This is a genomic window from Pseudomonas sp. GW456-L12 (assembly GCF_059424045.1).
This window is the reverse complement of the sequence record NZ_JBWKZA010000004.1, coordinates 214,678-230,454: the sequence shown is the minus strand read 5'-3', so window position 1 is coordinate 230,454 and position 15,777 is coordinate 214,678. Positions and strand designations below refer to the sequence as shown.

The window sequence follows — 15,777 nt, the reverse complement described above, 5'->3', positions numbered from 1 at the left end:
CTTTTTTGTGGGTGTCGTTTTGGATCGGTGGGAGATCCGTGGCGGCTTTGTCGCGGGTAGACCTCGTTCCAGTGGAGAGGTCTGCCCGCGAAGGCGGTCAGAACAGATCGATCGGCGCCGACTCGTCCGCCGGCAGCGGGCTGCCAGGGGCGTAACCATTGCCCAGTTCGTTGACCGAAGGCGGCGTGTCTTCGCTCTTGAACAGTTCGAAGTAGGCGTTCGGCGTGCCCGGTGTCGCGGCGCGGCCGCTGACCGGATCGACCCGCAGGCTGAGAATGCCTTCCGGCTCGGCCTGGGTATGGGCCGGCTTGTCCTTGAGGGCGGCGCCCATGTAGTTCATCCAGATCGGCAGGGCCACGGTGCCGCCATACTCGCGGCGTCCCAGGCTTTCCGGCTGGTCGAAACCGGTCCAGACCGTGGTCACGTAGTCGGCGTTGTAGCCGGAGAACCAGGCGTCCTTGGATTCGTTGGTGGTCCCGGTCTTGCCGGCCAGGTCGGTGCGGCCCAGGGCCAGGGCGCGCCGCCCGGTGCCGAGCTTGATCACGTCTTCCAGCATGCTGTTGAGGATGTAGGTGGTGCGGCCATCGATGATGCGTTCGGCCACCGCGGGTGCCTGTACAGGGGCCTGGCTCGGGGTTTCGCCAGGGACGTTGTCCACCGTGAAGCCCTGCTGCGCCGGTGCCGCTATCCCGCTGCTGGCCGTGTCGCCAGCCGGTACGCTCGGCGGGTTGGCGGTGAACAGGGTTTCGCCGTTGCGGCTTTCGATCTTGTCGATGATGTACGGCGTGACCTTGTAGCCGCCGTTGGCGAACACGCTCCAGCCGGTGGCGATTTCCATCGGGGTCAGGGTCGCGGTGCCCAGGGCCAGCGACAGGTTGCGCGGTAGGTCCTGTTTGTTGAAGCCGAACTTGCTGATGTAGTCGATGGTGCGGTCCACGCCCAGGCTCTGCAGGAGGCGGATCGAAACCAGGTTGCGCGACTTGTACAGCGCCTCGCGCATGCGGATCGGGCCGAGGAAGGTGTTGGTGTCGTTTTTCGGACGCCAGACCTTGTCCAGGTACTCGTCGACGAACACGATCGGCGCATCGTTCACCAGGCTGGCGGCGGTGTAGCCATTGTCCAGCGCGGCGCTATAGACGAATGGCTTGAAGCTGGAACCGGGTTGGCGCTTGGCCTGCAGCGCCCGGTTGTAGTTGCTCTGCTCGAAGGCGAAGCCGCCCACCAGCGAGCGAATGGCGCCGTTTTGCGGGTCGAGGGACACCAGTGCGCCCTGAACGACCGGGATCTGGCGGAACTTGAGCGAGTTGTCTGCCTGGCGCTGCACGCGAATCAGGTCGCCGACCTGGGCGACATCGCTCGGCTGCTTGGGAGCGGCACCCATGCTGTTGGTGTTCAGGAACGGGCGCGCCCATTTCATGCTGTCCCAACCTACGTGCTCTTCGCCGGTGCGGGTCAGTACCTGCAGGCCGTTCTTGTCGACCTGGGTGACGATCGCCGGTTCCAGGCCGCTGATGCTGCGTTGCTTGGTCAATTCCTGGGCCCAGGCAGCGTGGGTCTTGCCGGGCAGGCGCGACTCGGGGCCGCGATAGCCATGGCGCTGGTCGTAGGTGATCAGGCCTTCATGGACGGCGGTGTTGGCCAGTTCCTGCAGGTCGCTCGGTACCGTGGTGGTGACGCGGAAACCTTCGGTATAGGCGTCGCTGCCGTAACGACCGACCATCTCGGCGCGGGCCATCTCGGCGATGTACGGTGCGTTCACTTCCGGCGTCGGCACGTGATAGCTGGCGTTCAGCGGCTCGTTGATCGCCGCGGTGTAGTCCGCCTCGCTGATCTTGCCGAGCTTGTACATCCGCCCGAGGATCCAGTCGCGGCGCTCTTTACTGCGCGCCGGGTTGGCCAGCGGGTTGAAGCGCGACGGTGCCTTGGGCAGGCCGGCGATCATCGCCATCTGCGCCAGGCTGACATCGCGAATCGACTTGCCGTAATACACCTGGGCCGCGGCCTCGATGCCGTAGGCGCGGTTACCCAGGTAGATCTTGTTGACGTACAGCTCGAGGATCTCGTCCTTGGTCAGTTGGCGCTCGATTTGCAGGGCCAGGAGGATCTCGGTGGTCTTGCGCGAGAAGCTGCGTTCGCTGCTCAGGAAGAAGTTCTTCGCCACCTGCATGGTGATGGTGCTGCCGCCGGACTGGATGTGCCCGCTCTTGACCAGCTGGGTCGCGGCACGCATCAGGCTGCTGGGATCGACGCCGTAGTGGTTGGCGAAATTGTCGTCTTCAGCACTTAGTAACGCATTAATGAAGTTGGGGGGAATGTCGGCGAAACGGATTGGAGTGCGGCGCATTTCGCCGAATTCTGCAATCAACTTGCCGTCGCTGCTGTACACCCGCAGGGGAATCTGCAACTGGATACTTCTGAGCGCCTCTACCGACGGTAACCCAGGACTAAGATAGAGAAACGCGCCGGAGAGAGCGAGGAGCAGCCCGCAGAACACAGCGACGATGGACCACCCGAAAAACTTCAGCAGACGAATCAAGGCTTTTGGATTTCCAGAGAAAGGAATGAATTGGGCGTCAGGTATTCACAGTCAGGAATCGGCTCACGCAGCAGATAAATCGCGGAAAAATCGCTGGGCATTATAAGCATTTTTCCGCCAAGGGCGTCATTTGCCCGTCTGTCAAGACGTGGTGATTGAACGCAATGGACATTCCAGAGTCCGTAAGTCACGGATAGTCATAGGGAATTGGTAGTGCTAGGACTCTTCAGTAAAAAGGCGAGTTCCCTTCTGGGGATCGATATCAGCTCCACCTCGGTCAAGCTTCTTGAATTGAGCCGTGTCGGTGGCCGTTTTCGGGTCGAGGCCTATGGCGTGGAGCCGTTGCCGGCCAACGCCGTGGTCGAAAAAAACATCGTCGAGCCTGAAGGGGTTGGGCATGCCCTGTCTCGCCTGCTGGCCAGGGCCCGGCCGGGTGCGAAGCACGCGGCGCTGGCGATGGCCGGCTCGGCGGTGATCAGCAAGGTCATCGAGATGGAGGCCGGGCTGTCCGACGACGATCGGGAAAGCCAGCTCAAGGTCGACGCCGACCAGTACATTCCCTATCCGCTGGACGAGGCCGCCATCGATTTCGACGTCCTCGGCTATTCGGCTCGCAATCCCGAACGCGTCGATGTGCTGTTGGCGGCCTGCCGCAAGGAGCACATCGAAGTTCGCGAGGCGGCGCTCGAGCTCGCCGGGCTGACGGCCCGAGTGGTGGACCTGGAAGTCTGCGCGCTGGAGCGGTCGTTCGCCCTGGCGGCCGGCTCGCCGGCTGCCCGGACCGTGGCGCTGGTCGATATCGGCGCCACCCTGACCACCCTGAGCGTCGTGCATGAAGGGCAGATCGTCTATTCCCGTGAGCAGTTGTTCGGCGGACACCAACTGACCGAACACATCCAGCGTCGCTACGGGCTGTCGAAAGAAGAGGCCGGCCTGGCGAAAAAGCAGGGTGGCCTGCCGGACGATTACGCCAGTGAGGTGCTGCAACCTTTTCAGGAGGCGGTTGTGCAACAGGTTTTGCGCTCGTTGCAGTTTTTCCAGGCCTCCGCCCCGCAACACCAGGTCGATTCCATCCTGTTGGCGGGTGGCAGCGCCTCGGTTCCGGGGCTTGTCCCGTTGATCGAGCAGCGCCTGGGCTTGCCTGCGCTGATCGCCAACCCCTTCGCTGGCATGAGCATCGGCGCCAAGGTCGACGCCGCAGCCCTGGCCAGCGAAGCCCCGTCCTTGATGATCGCCTGTGGGCTGGCCTTGCGGAGTTTCGACTGATGGCGCGGATCAATCTTCTTCCCTGGCGCGAGGCGCGGCGCGAACAGCGGCGTCGCCACTTTTTCCTGGCCCTGGCAGCGGCTGTGGCGGTGGCCCTGGGTGTGTTGTTCGCGGGCGACAGGATCATCGACCGGGCGATCGACAGGCAGCTGGCGCGCAACAATCACGTAGGCGCTCAAATCACCTTGCTCGATCAACGGATCGCCAAGATCGGCGAGCTGAAGCTGCATCGCGAGCAACTGGTGGAACGGATGAGGATCATCCAGGACCTGCAAGGCAATCGCTCCACCAGCGCGCGGGTGTTCGACCAATTGGCCCGCACCCTGCCGGACGGGGTGTATTTCACCGATGTCAGGATGAGCGGGCAGACTCTTTCCATCACCGGGGCGGCCGAATCGAACCATCGTGTTTCGGACCTGATGCGCAACCTGGACGCCTCCGACTGGTTCGACGCGCCGAGCCTGACAGAGGTCAAGGCCGCCGGGGCGGACAACGCCGACCAGGTCAATGTGTTTCAGCTGACCGTCCATCAGACCCGGCCCGCCCTGGGCGAGGACGGGCAATGAACCTGTCCGGCGGGTGGGCGCAGATGCGCCGGATCGATCTCGGCGAGCTGGAAATGAGCAACATGGGGGCGTGGCCGGCGCTGGTCAAAGGCGTGGTCGTAGCGCTGGTCATGCTGCTGGTACTGGCCCTCGGTTACAACCTGTACCTCAAGGACCTGTTGCTGCAACTCGACCAGCGCCGGGCGGACGAGGCCGTGCTGAAACAGCAGTTCGCCAGCAAGGCGCGCCTGGTGGCCAACCTCGGGCCTTACACCGAACAGATGAAGGCCATGGAAACCGCCTTTGGCCTCATGCTGCGCCAGCTGCCCAGCGATACCGAGGTGCCGGGCCTGCTTGAAGACATCAGCCGTACCGGGCTTGGCAGCGGGCTGGAGTTCGAAGAGATCAAGCTGTTGCCGGAGGTGGTCCAGCCGTTTTACGTCGAATTGCCAATCCAGATCAGGGTTACCGGCGGCTATCACGCACTGGCGACTTTCGTCAGCGGCGTGGCCGGTTTGCCGCGAATCGTCACCCTGCATGATTTCGAGATCAAACCGGTCACGCCGCAGGTTGGTTCGAACCTGCGCATGAACATTCTGGCCAGGACTTACCGCTACAAGGTGCCACGCCCATGAAGCGCGCTCACGGCTTGTTGCTGGTGCTGGCATTTGTCGGGCTGGCTGGTTGTGGCAACGATGACGACTTCAGTGATCTGGATGCCTACATGAACGAGGCGCGGTTGCAGTCGCCCGGCGAGATTGAACCAATGCCGGCATTCGGGTCTTACCCAACGTTCACCTATAACGCCGCACCCTTGCGCAGCCCGTTTCAGCCTGCGGTCAGGGTGGACCTGGCGGCACGTCGGGCAGGCTCGCCTGCGGTCAAGCCGGATCCGAACCGTAGCAAGCAGTATCTCGAGGGCTTCAGCATCGAACAGTTCGAGATGGTGGGCACTCTTTCCAATGCTTCCGGCTTCTTTGCGCTGTTGCGTGGCGCCGGTGGCGTGCATCGGCTGAAGGTCGGCGATTACCTGGGGCGTAACGACGGGCGGATTGTCGCGATCAGCGATTCACAGGTCGAGGTGGTCGAGATTGTTCCCGATGGAGCGGGAGCGTGGCTGGAGCGACCACGGACCATTCCATTAAAAGAACACTCATAGTGGAACTCGCATCATGAACAGGATCTTTTCAGCCTTCGGTATTGCGCTATGGATGGCGCTGCTTTCACCGATGGCCATGGCGGCCAGCCTCAAGGCCCTGGATGTCGCGGCACTGCCGGGGGATCGCCTGGAGTTGAAACTCACCTTCGATGGGCCGGTGCCCGAGCCGCGCGGCTATACCACCGACCAGCCGGCGCGGATCGCCCTCGATCTGCCCGGTGTTGTCAGTCAGCTGGCAGACAAGAGCCGTGACCTGGGCAATGGCAATGCGCGCAGCGTGACGGTGGTCGAATCGGGGCAGCGTACCCGGGTCGTCGTCAATCTGGTCGCGCTGGCGCCCTACAGCACTCGGGTCGCCGGCAATCAGCTGTTTGTGGTGATCGGCCAGGGGGCGACGGCGGTGCTGAGTGCGCCGGGGCAGCCGGCTGTCGCGTCCGGGCGGGCCAAGGCCGTGGCTTCCGTGGGGCGGTCGATTCGCAGCGTGGATTTCCAGCGCGGCGAGCAAGGCGAAGGTAATGTGCTGATCGACCTCTCCGACTCGGGAATGAGCCCGGATATACAGGAACGCGGCGGCAAGCTCGTCCTCACCTTCGCCAAAGCCCGCCTGCCCGAGCCCCTGCGGGTCAGGCTGGACGTCAAGGATTTCGCCACCCCCGTGCAGTTCGTCAGCGCCCGGGCGGAGTCCGGCAAGGCCATCGTCACCATCGAGCCCGGCGGCACTTTCGATTACTCGACCTACCAGACGGATAACAAACTCACGGTGAGCGTCAGGCCGATGACCTCGGGCGACCTGCAGAAACGCAACGCCGAGCGCTCGGCCTACAACGGCGAAAAGCTCTCACTGAACTTCCAGGACATCGAGGTCCGCTCGGTGCTGCAATTGATCGCCGATTTCACCAACCTCAACCTGGTGGCCAGCGATACGGTGCAGGGCGGCATTACCTTGCGCCTGCAGAATGTGCCGTGGGACCAGGCCCTCGATCTGGTGCTCAAGACCAAGGGGCTGGACAAGCGCAAGGTGGGCAACGTGTTGCTGGTGGCGCCGGCCGATGAAATCGCTGCCCGCGAACGCCAGGAACTGGAGTCGCAGAAGCAGATCGCCGACCTGGAACCATTGCGGCGCGAACTGCTGCAGGTCAACTACGCCAAGGCCGCGGAGATCGCCAAGCTGTTCCAGTCGGTCACCCGCGCCGAGGACAAGTCCGACGAACGCGGGTCGATCACTGTCGATGAGCGGACCAACAACATCATCGCCTACCAGACCCGGGAGCGCCTGGACGAGCTGCGTCGGATTGTCAGCCAGCTGGATATCCCGGTGCGCCAGGTGATGATCGAGGCGCGGATCGTCGAGGCCAACGTCGACTACGACAAAAGCCTGGGCGTGCGCTGGGGCGGCTCGATCCAGAACCAGGGCAACTGGAATGCCTCGGGGGTCAGCAACGGCACCAACGGTTCCTCCACCATAGGCACGCCGGGCAGCACCAGCAGCAACTCACCGTTCGTCGACCTGGGCACTACCGCCAATACCTCCGGCCTGGGTATCGCCTTCATCACCGACAATGTGTTGCTGGACCTTGAGCTGACAGCCATGGAAAAGACCGGTAACGGGGAAATCGTCTCCCAGCCCAAGGTCGTCACGTCCGACAAGGAGACGGCGAAGATCCTCAAGGGCACGGAAATCCCCTATCAGGAAGCCGCCTCCAGCGGGGCGACCTCGGTGTCGTTCAAGGAGGCCTCGCTGTCCCTGGAGGTGACGCCACAGATCACCCCGGATAACCGCATCATCATGGAGGTCAAGGTCACCAAGGACGAGCCGGACTACCTGAACAAAGTCCAGGACGTGCCGCCGATCAAGAAGAACGAGGTCAACGCCAAGGTCCTGATCAACGATGGAGAGACCATCGTCATCGGTGGAGTTTTCTCCAATACGCAAAGCAAGGTTGTAGATAAGGTGCCATTTCTCGGCGATGTGCCGTATCTTGGCCGCCTTTTCCGGCGTGACGTGGTGTCGGAGAAAAAATCCGAGCTGCTGGTATTTCTCACTCCGCGTATCATGAACAACCAGGCGATTGCTGTGAGTCGTTGATTCTGTGCGAAATTTGATTCTTGTTGGGCCAATGGGGGCTGGAAAAAGCACCATTGGTCGCTTGCTGGCCAAAGAGCTGCGCCTGCCATTCAAAGATTCCGATAAGGAAATTGAGTTGCGCACGGGTGCCAATATCCCGTGGATCTTCGATAAAGAAGGTGAGCCGGGCTTTCGTGATCGGGAACAGGCCATGATCGCCGAGCTGTGCTCCGCCGATGGCGTGGTCCTGGCGACCGGCGGCGGCGCGGTGATGCGCGAAGCCAACCGTCTGGCGCTGCATGCCGGGGGGCGTGTGGTCTATCTGCATGCTTCGGTGGAGCAGCAGGTCGGTCGCACCGCACGGGATCGCAATCGACCGCTGCTGCGCACGGCCGATCCGGCGAAGACCCTGCGGGACCTGTTGGCGATTCGCGATCCGCTTTATCGGGAAATCGCCGACCTGGTGGTTGAAACCGATGAACGGCCACCGCGCATGGTGGTGCTGGACATACTGGACCGCCTGCAGCAACTGCCTCCCCGTTAATGCGCAGCGTGAAATGCGCTATCCTCGGCGCCTTGCCATGATCGCTCGCGGTTGTGGCGCATGGCTATTGCGCGGCGTCAGAAAGCCAGGCGATGCCAGTCGTTAATGCAAGGCAGGACACCAGCTTCCATCTTCACTGTGGGGACACATGCAGACACTTAAGGTCGATCTAGGCGAGCGCAGCTACCCGATTCATATTGGCGAAGGTTTGTTGGACCGGCCCGAGTTGCTGGCTCCGCACATCGCCGGGCGACAAGTGGCGATCGTTTCCAATGAAACCGTAGCGCCGCTGTACCTTGAGCGTCTGAAACACAGCCTCGCGCAGTTCTCGGTGATCTCGGTGGTTCTTCCCGACGGCGAAGCGTTCAAGAACTGGGAAACCCTGCAACTGATTTTCGATGGCCTGCTGACCGCACGCCACGATCGCCGCACCACGATCATCGCCCTCGGCGGCGGGGTGATCGGCGACATGGCCGGCTTTGCCGCCGCCTGCTACCAGCGCGGCGTCGATTTCATCCAGATTCCTACCACCTTGTTGTCCCAGGTCGATTCGTCGGTGGGCGGCAAGACCGGTATCAACCATCCGCTGGGCAAGAACATGGTCGGTGCCTTCTATCAGCCGAACGTGGTGCTGATCGATACCGCCTCGCTCAATACCCTGCCGCCTCGCGAGCTGTCGGCCGGCCTGGCGGAAGTCATCAAATACGGTCTGATCTGCGACGAGCCCTTCCTTGCCTGGCTCGAAGACAACGTCGACCGCTTGCGAGCCCTGGACCAGCAGGCGCTGACCTATGCCATCGAACGCTCCTGCGCGGCCAAGGCGGCCGTGGTGGGCGCCGACGAGCGTGAGTCCGGTGTGCGCGCCACGCTGAACCTGGGGCATACCTTCGGCCACGCCATCGAAACCCACATGGGCTATGGTGTCTGGCTGCATGGTGAAGCGGTCGCCGCTGGCACCGTAATGGCACTGGAGATGTCCGCACGCCTTGGCTGGATCACCGCCGAGGAGCGTGACCGCGGCATTCGCCTGTTCCAGCGCGCAGGCTTGCCGGTCATTCCGCCCGAGGAAATGACCGAAGCGGATTTTCTCGAACACATGGCAATTGACAAGAAAGTGATCGATGGTCGTTTGCGTCTGGTGTTGTTGCGCCGCATGGGCGAAGCCGTAGTGACCGACGATTATCCGAAAGAGGTTTTACAGGCCACGCTGGGAGCGGATTACCGCGCCCTGGCTCAGCTTAAAGGTTAATAAGATCCCCATGACTAGTTTGCATGCCGACGAGGCCTTCCTCGGCCACTATCAATTGAGCCATGACCCTTTCGCTCCACGGGTGCCGGGCTTCAAGTTTTTCCCCGCCCAGCGCAAGCCGGTGCTGGGGCAGCTGCATCACCTGGCGCGCTACAGCCAACTGCTGCTGGTCGTGACCGGCCCGCAAGGCAGCGGCAAGACGCTGCTGCGTCAGGCCCTGGTAGCCAGCACCAACAAGCAGTCGGTACAGAGCGTGGTGGTTTCCGCCCGTGGTGCCGGCGACGCGGCGGGCGTGCTGCGGCAGGTGGCCCAGGCGCTGAACGTCGAGCAGGCCGAAATCGGCCCGATCCTGGCGCAAGTGGTGCAACTGGCCCTGACCGGCCAGGAAGTCTATCTGCTGGTGGATGACGCCGAGCAGCTCGACGAGTCGGCGCTCGAGGCACTGCTGGCGCTCGCTGCCGGCGCACCGGAAGGTCGCCCGCATGTGTTCCTGTTCGGCGAGTCGTCGCTGATTGCCGGCCTGGAGCAGCTGAGCGCGGAAGAAGAGCGCTTCCATGTCATCGAACTGCAGCCTTACACCGAAGAGGAAACCCGCGAATACCTGGCGCAGCGTCTCGAAGGCGCAGGACGGGGTATCGAACTTTTCTCCGCGGATCAGATCAGTGATATTCACGAAGGCTCCGATGGCTGGCCTGGCAACATCAACCAGGTCGCCCGGGATGCAATGATCGAAGCCATGATTGCCAGCCGCTCAGCGGTCAAGCGTCCAAGTATGGGGTTCAACATGCCGAAGAAACACGTATTGGCGATATCCGCAGTCGTAGTGGTGGCCGTTGCCGCTGCCTGGCTGATGCCGGGTCGCAGCAAGGCACCAAGTACCGGTGCGCCAGCCAACGAACAGGCGCAGCTGCCGCTGGGCCAGACACCGCAACCGAACAGCAATGGCAGCCCGGCTGTCGAGTTCGCCGGTTCTTCCCAGCCAATGCCGCTGCCATTGGTCGGCCAGTCGCAACCGGTGATGCGCGGCCCTCTGGCCGAAGCCGCCGGCGGGATCACCGAGGGGGACGATGGTGTGCCGGTGGAAGGCTCCAGCGCCACGCCGCCGACCGTGACCACCATTGCACCGCCAGCCGGCGTGCCAGCCGGTCCGGCGCCGACGCCTGAAGCCCGTCCGACCCCGGCACCGACCCAGGTCGCTGCCGCCAAGCCGGCTCCAGTGGTCAAGCCTGCGCCTGCTCCGGTCAGCAAGCCGGCTGCACCGGCCGCCAAGCCAGCCGAGAAACCTGTCACCGTAGCCAAGGCCGCCACCGGCGGTAGCTGGTACGCCGGTCAGGCGCCAGGCAACTACGTCGTGCAGATCCTGGGTACCAGTTCCGAAGCCGCGGCGCAGAGCTTCGTCAAGGAGCAGGGCGCTCAGTACCGTTATTTCAAGAAAGTCCTCAACGGCAAACCGCTGTATGTGATCACTTACGGCAGCTTCAGCAGCCGTGATGCAGCCGTTACCGCTATCAAGGCCTTGCCAGCGAAGGTTCAGGCTGGTAAACCTTGGCCTCGCACTGTCGCCAGCGTCCAACAGGAACTGGCAGCAACTCGCTGAAGATTCGGCGGCCTTACCCAGGCCGCCTCTCCCAGCACCTCAAAAAAATCCGCATGCGCATGCTGCCTTCAAGGCCGCGTGCCTTGTGGTGTCTGCGTCACAGTAGCTTTTGAGTCGTCGCGGTCCGAACTAAAAAAGTTTTGACTAGCACAGCATATCGCTTTAAACCTTTCATAAATGCGACATAGATTTGCGACATTTCGTCGCCAAATTTGTGAGCGTCTGTGTCGGTGTGTACAATGACCTCCCTTTTGCCCCCGCAAAGCCGGCGTACGTTCGGCGTGGATGGTAACTGGTTGAATTGAAAAGAAATTTGTCTCGACAAGAGGCAGCCTGGTGAGAAAGTGTCTATGAAAGCAGGTCTGTACCAACCAGATGAATTCAAGGATAACTGCGGTTTCGGTCTGATAGCCCATATGCAGGGCGAACCCAGTCATACCCTTTTGCAAACGGCCATCGAGGCCCTGACCTGCATGACCCACCGCGGTGGGATCAACGCGGACGGCAAGACCGGCGACGGTTGCGGTCTGCTGATTCAGAAGCCTGACGCGTTCCTGCGAGCCATTGCCCAGGAAACCTTCAGTGTCGAATTGCCCAAGCAATATGCCGTGGGCATGGTCTTCTTCAACCAGGATCCGGCCAAGGCCGAAGCCGCTCGCGAGAACATGAACCGCGAGATCCTGGCCGAAGGCCTGCAACTGATCGGCTGGCGCAAAGTGCCGATCGATACCAGCGTTCTCGGCCGCCTGGCCCTGGAGCGCCTGCCGCAGATCGAACAGGTCTACATCGGCGGCGAAGGCCTGAGCGACCAGGACATGGCGGTCAAGCTGTTCAGCGCCCGTCGTCGTTCGTCGGTAGCCAACGCCGCCGATACCGACCACTACATCTGCAGCTTTTCCCACAAGACCATCATCTATAAAGGCCTGATGATGCCGGCGGACCTCGCCGCCTTCTATCCGGACCTGGGTGACCCGCGCCTGCAAACCGCGATCTGCGTGTTCCACCAGCGCTTCTCCACCAACACCCTGCCGAAATGGCCGCTGGCGCAGCCGTTCCGCTTCCTCGCCCACAACGGCGAGATCAACACCATCACCGGCAACCGCAACTGGGCCCAGGCCCGGCGCACCAAGTTCACCAACGACCTGATGGATCTGGAAGAACTCGGCCCGCTGGTCAACCGCGTGGGTTCCGACTCCTCGAGCATGGACAACATGCTGGAGCTGATGGTCACCGGCGGCATCGACCTGTTCCGTGGCGTGCGGATGATCATTCCGCCTGCGTGGCAGAACGTCGAGACCATGGACGCCGACCTGCGCGCGTTCTACGAATATAACTCCATGCACATGGAGCCGTGGGACGGCCCCGCGGGCGTGGTCATGACCGACGGCCGCTACGCCGTCTGCCTGCTCGACCGTAACGGCCTGCGCCCGGCGCGCTGGGTCACCACCAAGAACGGTTTCATCACCCTGGCTTCGGAAATCGGCGTCTGGAACTACCAGCCCGAAGACGTGATCGCCAAGGGCCGTGTCGGCCCGGGCCAGATCTTCGCCGTGGATACCGAAACCGGGCAGATCCTCGATACCGACGCTATCGACAACCGCCTGAAGTCCCGTCATCCGTACAAGCAATGGCTGCGCAAGAATGCCCTGCGCATCCAGGCGACCATGGAAGACAACGACCACGGTTCGGCGTTCTACGACGTCGACCAGCTCAAGCAGTACATGAAGATGTACCAGGTCACCTTCGAGGAGCGTGACCAGGTGCTGCGTCCCTTGGGCGAGCAAGGCTACGAGGCGGTCGGCTCCATGGGCGACGACACGCCGATGGCCGTGCTGTCCCAGCGTGTGCGCACGCCGTATGACTACTTCCGCCAGCAGTTCGCCCAGGTCACCAACCCGCCGATCGACCCGCTGCGCGAAGCCATCGTCATGTCCCTGGAGATCTGCCTCGGTGCCGAGCGCAACATCTTCCAGGAATCGCCTGAGCACGCTTCCCGCGTGATCCTCAGCTCGCCGGTGATCTCGCCCGCCAAGTGGCGCTCGCTGATGAACCTCGACCGCCCGGGCTTCGAGCGCCAGGTCATCGACCTGAACTACGAGGAAAGCCTCGGCCTGGAAGCGGCGATCCGCAACGTCGCCGACCAGGCCGAAGAAGCCGTGCGCGCCGGTCGTACCCAGATTGTCCTCAGCGACCGCCATATCGCCCCGGGCAAACTGCCGATCCACGCGTCCCTGGCCACCGGCGCGGTGCACCACCGCCTGACCGAGAAGGGCCTGCGCTGCGACTCCAACATCCTGGTGGAAACCGCCACCGCGCGCGATCCGCACCATTTCGCGGTGCTGATCGGTTTCGGCGCCTCGGCGGTCTATCCGTTCCTGGCCTATGAAGTGCTGGGCGACCTGATCCGTACCGGTGAAGTGCTGGGCGACCTCTACGAGGTGTTCAAGAACTACCGCAAGGGCATCACCAAGGGCCTGCTGAAGATCCTGTCGAAGATGGGTATCTCGACCATCGCGTCCTACCGCGGTGCGCAGCTGTTCGAGGCCATCGGCCTGTCCGAGGAAGTCTGCGAGCTGAGCTTCCGTGGCGTGCCGAGCCGCATCAAGGGCGCGCGTTTCGTCGACATCGAAGCCGAGCAGAAAGCCCTGGCTACCGAAGCCTGGAGCCCGCGCAAGCCGATCCAGCAAGGCGGCCTGCTGAAGTTCGTCCACGGTGGCGAATACCACGCCTACAACCCGGATGTGGTCAACACCCTGCAAGCCGCCGTGCAGCAGGGCGACTACGCCAAGTTCAAGGAATACACCGCGCTGGTGGACAACCGCCCGGTGTCGATGATCCGCGACCTGTTCAAGGTGAAGACCCTGGACACGCCGATGGACATCAGCGAAGTCGAGCCGCTGGAATCGATCCTCAAGCGTTTCGACTCCGCCGGCATCTCCCTGGGCGCGCTGTCGCCGGAGGCCCACGAAGCCCTGGCCGAAGCCATGAACCGCCTGGGTGCGCGTTCCAACTCCGGTGAAGGCGGCGAAGACCCGGCGCGCTACGGCACCATCAAGAGCTCGAAGATCAAGCAGGTGGCCACCGGCCGTTTCGGCGTGACCCCGGAATACCTGGTCAACGCCGAAGTGCTGCAGATCAAGGTGGCCCAGGGCGCCAAGCCCGGCGAAGGCGGCCAGCTGCCGGGCGGCAAGGTCAACGGCTTGATCGCCAAGCTGCGTTACGCGGTACCGGGCGTGACCCTGATTTCGCCACCGCCGCACCACGACATCTATTCCATCGAAGACTTGTCGCAGTTGATCTTCGACTTGAAGCAGGTCAACCCGCAGGCGCTGGTTTCGGTGAAGCTGGTGGCGGAAGCCGGCGTCGGCACCATTGCCGCCGGCGTGGCCAAGGCCTACGCCGACTTGATCACCATCTCCGGCTACGACGGTGGCACCGGCGCTTCGCCGCTGACCTCGATCAAGTACGCCGGTGCGCCGTGGGAACTGGGCCTGGCGGAAACCCACCAGACCCTGCGCGGCAACGACCTGCGCGGCAAGGTCCGGGTGCAGACCGACGGCGGCCTGAAAACCGGCCTCGACGTGATCAAGGCGGCGATCCTCGGCGCCGAAAGCTTCGGCTTCGGCACCGCGCCGATGATTGCCCTGGGTTGCAAATACCTGCGCATCTGCCACCTGAACAACTGTGCCACCGGCGTCGCCACGCAAAATGAGAAGCTGCGCAAGGACCACTACATCGGCACCGTGGAGATGGTGGTGAACTTCTTCACCTACGTCGCCGAGGAAACCCGTGAGTGGCTGGCCAAGCTGGGCGTGCGTTCGCTGGAAGAGCTGATCGGTCGCACCGATCTGCTGGAAATCCTCGAAGGCCAGACCGCCAAGCAGCATCACCTGGACCTGACCCCGCTGCTGGGCAGCGACCATATCCCGGCGGACAAGCCGCAGTTCTGCCAGGTCGATCGCAACCCACCGTTCGACCAGGGCCTGCTGGCCGAGAAAATGGTCGCCATGGCCAAGCCTGCGATCGCCGACCTCAGCGGTGCCGAGTTCGCGCTCGACATCTGCAACTGCGACCGTTCCATCGGTGCGCGGATTTCCGGTGAAATCGCCAAGGTCCACGGCAACCAGGGCATGGCCAAGGCGCCGATCACCTTCCGCTTCAAGGGCACTGCCGGTCAGAGCTTCGGCGTGTGGAACGCCGGCGGCTTGAACCTCTACCTCGAAGGCGACGCCAACGACTATGTCGGCAAGGGCATGACCGGCGGCAAGCTGGTGATCGTTCCGCCCAAAGGCAGCGCCTACAAGACTCAGGACAGCGCGATTATCGGCAACACCTGCCTGTACGGCGCTACCGGCGGCAAGCTGTTCGCCGCCGGCACCGCGGGCGAGCGTTTCGCCGTGCGCAACTCCGGTGCCCACACCGTGGTGGAAGGCACTGGCGATCACTGCTGCGAATACATGACCGGTGGTTTTGTCTGCGTGCTGGGCAAGACCGGTTACAACTTCGGCTCAGGCATGACCGGCGGTTTCGCCTACGTGCTCGATCAGGACAACACCTTCGTTGACCGGGTCAACCACGAGCTGGTGGAAATCCAGCGGATCAGCGGCGAAGCGATGGAAGCCTATCGCAGCCACCTGCAGCGCGTGCTGGACGAATACGTCGAGGAAACCGGTAGCGAGTGGGGCCGTAACCTGGCCGAGAACCTCGATGACTACCTGCGTCGCTTCTGGTTGGTCAAGCCGAAGGCTGCCAGCTTGAAATCGTTGCTTTCCAGCACCCGTGCCAACCCGCAGTGATATGCGCCTGAAGAGTTTGA

General features: G+C 62.7%; 10 protein-coding genes. 9 read left to right on the top strand and 1 reads right to left on the bottom strand.

Annotation, left to right across the window (positions count from 1 at the left end; translation table 11 throughout):
- Window positions 1-97: 97 nt before the first annotated feature.
- A complete protein-coding gene (locus AC07Y9_RS07270) occupies window positions 98-2,533 on the bottom strand; it encodes a penicillin-binding protein 1A (RefSeq protein ID WP_172963018.1) in 2,436 nt (811 codons plus the stop codon).
- 216 nt (window positions 2,534-2,749) lie between these two features.
- On the opposite strand from AC07Y9_RS07270, the gene AC07Y9_RS07265 reads away from it, so the two are divergent.
- The 9 genes from AC07Y9_RS07265 (at window position 2,750) to gltB (ending at window position 15,757) form a co-directional block, all read left to right on the top strand.
- Window positions 2,750-3,802 (top strand): pilus assembly protein PilM, encoded by a 1,053-nt coding sequence (locus AC07Y9_RS07265; RefSeq protein ID WP_102678370.1) that lies wholly within the window; start codon window positions 2,750-2,752, stop codon window positions 3,800-3,802.
- Window positions 3,802-4,368: a PilN domain-containing protein gene (locus AC07Y9_RS07260; RefSeq protein WP_102678369.1), complete on the top strand. Its 567-nt coding sequence runs from the start codon at window positions 3,802-3,804 to the stop codon at window positions 4,366-4,368. Before AC07Y9_RS07265 ends, AC07Y9_RS07260 begins: the two co-directional genes overlap by 1 nt.
- Complete coding sequence (locus AC07Y9_RS07255) at window positions 4,365-4,982, top strand: type IV pilus inner membrane component PilO (RefSeq protein ID WP_087089778.1); 618 nt, start codon at window positions 4,365-4,367, stop codon at window positions 4,980-4,982. Before AC07Y9_RS07260 ends, AC07Y9_RS07255 begins: the two co-directional genes overlap by 4 nt.
- The gene (locus AC07Y9_RS07250; RefSeq protein ID WP_087089780.1) at window positions 4,979-5,506 is read left to right on the top strand and encodes a pilus assembly protein PilP; all 528 of its coding nucleotides are present in this window, start codon (window positions 4,979-4,981) and stop codon (window positions 5,504-5,506) included. The genes AC07Y9_RS07255 and AC07Y9_RS07250 overlap by 4 nt, the downstream gene beginning before the upstream one ends.
- A gap of 13 nt (window positions 5,507-5,519) precedes the next feature.
- Window positions 5,520-7,592 (top strand): type IV pilus secretin PilQ, encoded by a 2,073-nt coding sequence (locus AC07Y9_RS07245; protein WP_087089782.1) that lies wholly within the window; start codon window positions 5,520-5,522, stop codon window positions 7,590-7,592.
- 4 nt (window positions 7,593-7,596) lie between these two features.
- Window positions 7,597-8,115 (top strand): shikimate kinase AroK, encoded by a 519-nt coding sequence (gene aroK / locus AC07Y9_RS07240; protein ID WP_009041824.1) that lies wholly within the window; start codon window positions 7,597-7,599, stop codon window positions 8,113-8,115.
- Between the two features lie 148 nt (window positions 8,116-8,263).
- Complete coding sequence (gene aroB / locus AC07Y9_RS07235; RefSeq protein WP_102678368.1) at window positions 8,264-9,364, top strand: 3-dehydroquinate synthase; 1,101 nt, start codon at window positions 8,264-8,266, stop codon at window positions 9,362-9,364.
- Between the two features lie 10 nt (window positions 9,365-9,374).
- On the top strand, window positions 9,375-10,961 hold the full coding sequence (locus AC07Y9_RS07230) for an SPOR domain-containing protein (RefSeq protein WP_053259362.1): 1,587 nt from the start codon (window positions 9,375-9,377) through the stop codon (window positions 10,959-10,961).
- A gap of 350 nt (window positions 10,962-11,311) precedes the next feature.
- Window positions 11,312-15,757, top strand: a complete 4,446-nt coding sequence (gltB, locus tag AC07Y9_RS07225; RefSeq protein WP_102678367.1) for a glutamate synthase large subunit — start codon at window positions 11,312-11,314, stop codon at window positions 15,755-15,757.
- Window positions 15,758-15,777 lie beyond the last annotated feature (20 nt).

What these genes read in the sequence shown, in the direction of transcription:
- aroB (WP_102678368.1), top strand. Translation starts at nt 8,264, where the DNA reads ATGCAGACACTTAAGGTCGATCTAGGCGAGCGCAGCTACCCGATTCAT.
- AC07Y9_RS07245 (WP_087089782.1), top strand. Translation starts at nt 5,520, where the DNA reads ATGAACAGGATCTTTTCAGCCTTCGGTATTGCGCTATGGATGGCGCTG.
- AC07Y9_RS07255 (WP_087089778.1), top strand. Translation starts at nt 4,365, where the DNA reads ATGAACCTGTCCGGCGGGTGGGCGCAGATGCGCCGGATCGATCTCGGC.
- AC07Y9_RS07230 (WP_053259362.1), top strand. Translation starts at nt 9,375, where the DNA reads ATGACTAGTTTGCATGCCGACGAGGCCTTCCTCGGCCACTATCAATTG.
- AC07Y9_RS07250 (WP_087089780.1), top strand. Translation starts at nt 4,979, where the DNA reads ATGAAGCGCGCTCACGGCTTGTTGCTGGTGCTGGCATTTGTCGGGCTG.
- gltB (WP_102678367.1), top strand. Translation starts at nt 11,312, where the DNA reads ATGAAAGCAGGTCTGTACCAACCAGATGAATTCAAGGATAACTGCGGT.
- AC07Y9_RS07260 (WP_102678369.1), top strand. Translation starts at nt 3,802, where the DNA reads ATGGCGCGGATCAATCTTCTTCCCTGGCGCGAGGCGCGGCGCGAACAG.